At 63.7% G+C, this 3163-nt stretch carries 2 protein-coding genes and 1 pseudogene; 2 read left to right on the top strand and 1 reads right to left on the bottom strand.

Annotated features, from left to right (window positions below):
• A pseudogene (locus tag AUC71_RS09125) lies at positions 1 to 2098 on the top strand (error-prone DNA polymerase); the annotation flags it as partial.
• On the opposite strand, the gene AUC71_RS09130 reads toward AUC71_RS09125, so the two are convergent.
• A complete protein-coding gene (locus tag AUC71_RS09130; RefSeq protein ID WP_069624017.1) occupies positions 2086 to 2376 on the bottom strand; it encodes a GIY-YIG nuclease family protein in 291 nt (96 codons plus the stop codon). The pseudogene AUC71_RS09125 and the gene AUC71_RS09130 sit on opposite strands and share 13 nt — an antisense overlap.
• Before the next feature lie 146 nt (positions 2377 to 2522).
• Between AUC71_RS09130 and AUC71_RS09135 the strand changes: the two genes are divergently transcribed.
• Entirely contained in the window at positions 2523 to 3008 is a 486-nt protein-coding gene (locus AUC71_RS09135; RefSeq protein ID WP_069624018.1) for a DUF305 domain-containing protein, read from the top strand.
• Positions 3009 to 3163 lie beyond the last annotated feature (155 nt).

Raw genomic sequence — 3163 nt, forward strand, 5'->3', positions numbered from 1 at the left:
TCCCCCTTTCAGGGGGAGGGAGAAAGAGTCACGCTCGTTCGAATCACACCTCCTGCGTATCAAACAGACGCTTCCCTCCCGCACGCCGCTCTACCTCGCCGCAAGTCATTCTTATCGCGGCGACGACAAAGCCCGCATCGCGAAGCTCGCCCAATTGGCGGCACACACGCGAACGCCGCTCGTCGCCACAGGTGCCGTGCTCTATCACGCGCCCCACCGCCGCCCCTTGCAGGACGTGCTCACCTGTATCCGCGAGAAATGCACGATCACGGAAGCCGGCTTCCGCCTCGAAGCCAATGCGGAGCGGCACCTGAAAGCGCCAAACGAGATGGCGCGGCTGTTCAGAGGTCATGAGGCGGCGCTCGAACGCACCATCGAGATCGCGGATGCCTGCACTTTCTCCCTCGACGAGCTGAAATACGAATATCCGGACGAGCCCGTCCCCCACGGCAAGACCCCGAAATCGCATCTCGAGGAACTCACCTGGGAGGGCGCGGCCTGGCGCTTCCCGGACGGGATCCCCGGACACGTGCGCAAGACGCTTGAGAAAGAGCTCGCGCTGATCGCCGAGCTCGATTACGCGCCCTATTTCCTCACCGTCCACGACATCGTGCATTACGCGCGCGGCCTCGGCATTCTCTGCCAGGGCCGCGGCTCCGCCGCCAACTCCGCCGTCTGCTATTGCCTCGCCATCACCAATGTCGATCCCACCGAGATCGATCTTCTGTTCGAGCGCTTCGTCTCGCCCGAGCGCAAGGAGCCGCCGGACATCGACGTCGACTTCGAGCACGAGCGCCGCGAGGAGGTGATTCAATATATCTACGCGCGCTACGGCCGCGACCGCGCCGGCTTGGCGGCGACCGTCATCTCCTATCGCGGCCGCTCCGCCGTGCGCGAGGTCGGCAAGGCGCTCGGCCTCTCCGAGGACACGGTCGCGGCGCTGGCCACCACGATCTGGGGTTTGAGCAATTCATCGTTGCCCGAGAAATTTGTGCGCGAGGCGGGACTCGATCCCTCCGACCCGCTGCTCGCAAGCTGCCTCGAGCTCGCCCACGAGCTGATCGGCTTTCCCCGCCATCTCTCCCAGCATGTGGGCGGCTTCGTGCTGACCCGCGGGCCCCTATCCGAGGTCGTTCCCATCGGCAACGCGGCCATGGACGACCGCACCTTCATCGAATGGGACAAGGACGATCTCGACGCCCTTGGGCTGTTGAAGGTCGATGTGCTCGGCCTCGGCATGCTCACCTGCATCCGCAAGGCCTTCGCGCTGCTGAAAGCACATTACGGGGAGGACATCTCGCTCGCCACGGTGCCGCGCGACGACCCGGCCGTCTACGACATGCTGTGCAAAGCGGACTCCATCGGCGTGTTCCAGGTGGAGAGCCGCGCCCAGATGAACATGCTGCCGCGGCTGAAACCCAGATGCTTCTACGATCTCGTCATCGAGGTCGCCATCGTCCGCCCGGGGCCCATCCAGGGCGACATGGTGCACCCGTATCTGCGCCGCCGCTCCGGCGCCGAGCCGGTCGCGTTCCCCTCGCCCCATCCGGATCATGGCCCCCATGACGAGCTGCACCAGGTGCTCGGCAAGACCATGGGCGTGCCGCTGTTTCAGGAGCAGGCCATGCGGCTTGCCATGGTGGCGGCGAAATTCTCGGGCCCCGAGGCGAACGAGCTCCGCCGCGCCATGGCCACGTTCCGGCGGCGCGGCACCATCGGCAAACTCCAAGACAAGATGGTCGGCCGCATGACCGCGCGCGGCTATCCGCCGGATTTCGCCGAACGCTGCTTCAACCAGATCAAGGGCTTCGGCGAGTACGGTTTTCCCGAAAGCCACGCCGCGAGCTTCGCCCATCTGGTCTATGTCTCGGCCTGGATCAAGTGCCATTACCCGGCCGTCTTCGCCTGCGCGCTGCTCAATTCGCAACCAATGGGCTTCTACGCCCCGGCGCAGATCGTGCGTTGCGCCCGCGATCACGGCGTCGAGGCCCGCGCCCCCGACATCAACCACAGCCATTGGGACTGCACGCTCGAACCTGCTCATCCTTCGTCATGCCCGGACTTGTTCCGGGCATCCAATAGAGCCTATCGGCAAATCTCTTCATAGAGATCCGTCCACGTCGGATTTAACTCTTCAATTGTCTGGATTTTCCACGCGCGGGGCCAGCCTTTCATCGTCTTTTCGCGTTGAATGGCCGTCGCCGCCGTCGCGTGCTGCTCATAATAGACCAGCTGTTTGATGCCCTGCCATTTAGTGAACCCTGGGGCCAAGCCCTCGCGGTGCTCGTAGACTCGGCGGATCAGATCGTTCGTCACGCCAATGTAGAGAGCCCCATGGCGATGCTTGGCGAGAATGTAGACGTAGAACTGGCGCATATCCGAAGGAAACGCCCTATTGGACCCCCGGGACAAGCCCGGGGGTGACGCAAGGTGCGTGCGGGATCCTCCTGAAACCTCTCTGCATGTAGTGCGTTGGTTCTATGCGTTTTCACGGCAATGAACTACCGCGTGGAGAGAGACCGATGAGCTATGACCGTTTCGGGGCCATGATCGTCACCGCGACGATCGTCATGTTCGGTCTGATGTATCTCAACACCTACGCGCTGGACCATGTCTGGTTCAGCCAGACCCGCGCCTGGATGGCGGTCGTCATGGGCGCCGCCATGGCCGTGGTCATGCTCGCCTTCATGCTGAACATGTACAAGAGCAGCAAAGCCAATATCGCTATCGCCGTGGCCAGTGTCGTGCTGTTCGCCGGCGCCTTATGGCTGGTGCGCAGCCAGGAGACGGTCGACGACGTGTCCTACATGAAGGCGATGATCCCCCATCACTCCATTGCGATCATGACCAGCCGCCGCGCCCAAATCCACGATCCGCGGGTGCGCGAGCTCGCCGACGAGATCATCGAGGCCCAGGTCCGCGAGATCGGCGAGATGGAGACGCTGATCGCCGATCTGGAGCGGAACCCGGTCCCGGACGATGCGCCGGACCTCCCGCCCGGCGAGTAGCGGCTCGTGTCTATTGGGCTAAATTAGCCGAGGAGATAGCAATCCCTCCCCCTGAAAGGGGGAGGTCGGCGCGCGTTTCGCGCGCCGGGTGGGGGTCCAACCGCAACGTTGCAACGACCCCCACCCCGACACTCCCCCTTCCAGGGGAGGGAGTT

This window comes from Methyloceanibacter marginalis, from assembly GCF_001723295.1.
Lineage (GTDB): Bacteria > Pseudomonadota > Alphaproteobacteria > Rhizobiales > Methyloligellaceae > Methyloceanibacter > Methyloceanibacter marginalis.

What these genes read in the sequence shown, in the direction of transcription:
- AUC71_RS09130 (WP_069624017.1), bottom strand. Translation starts at nt 2,376, where the DNA reads ATGCGCCAGTTCTACGTCTACATTCTCGCCAAGCATCGCCATGGGGCT.
- AUC71_RS09135 (WP_069624018.1), top strand. Translation starts at nt 2,523, where the DNA reads ATGAGCTATGACCGTTTCGGGGCCATGATCGTCACCGCGACGATCGTC.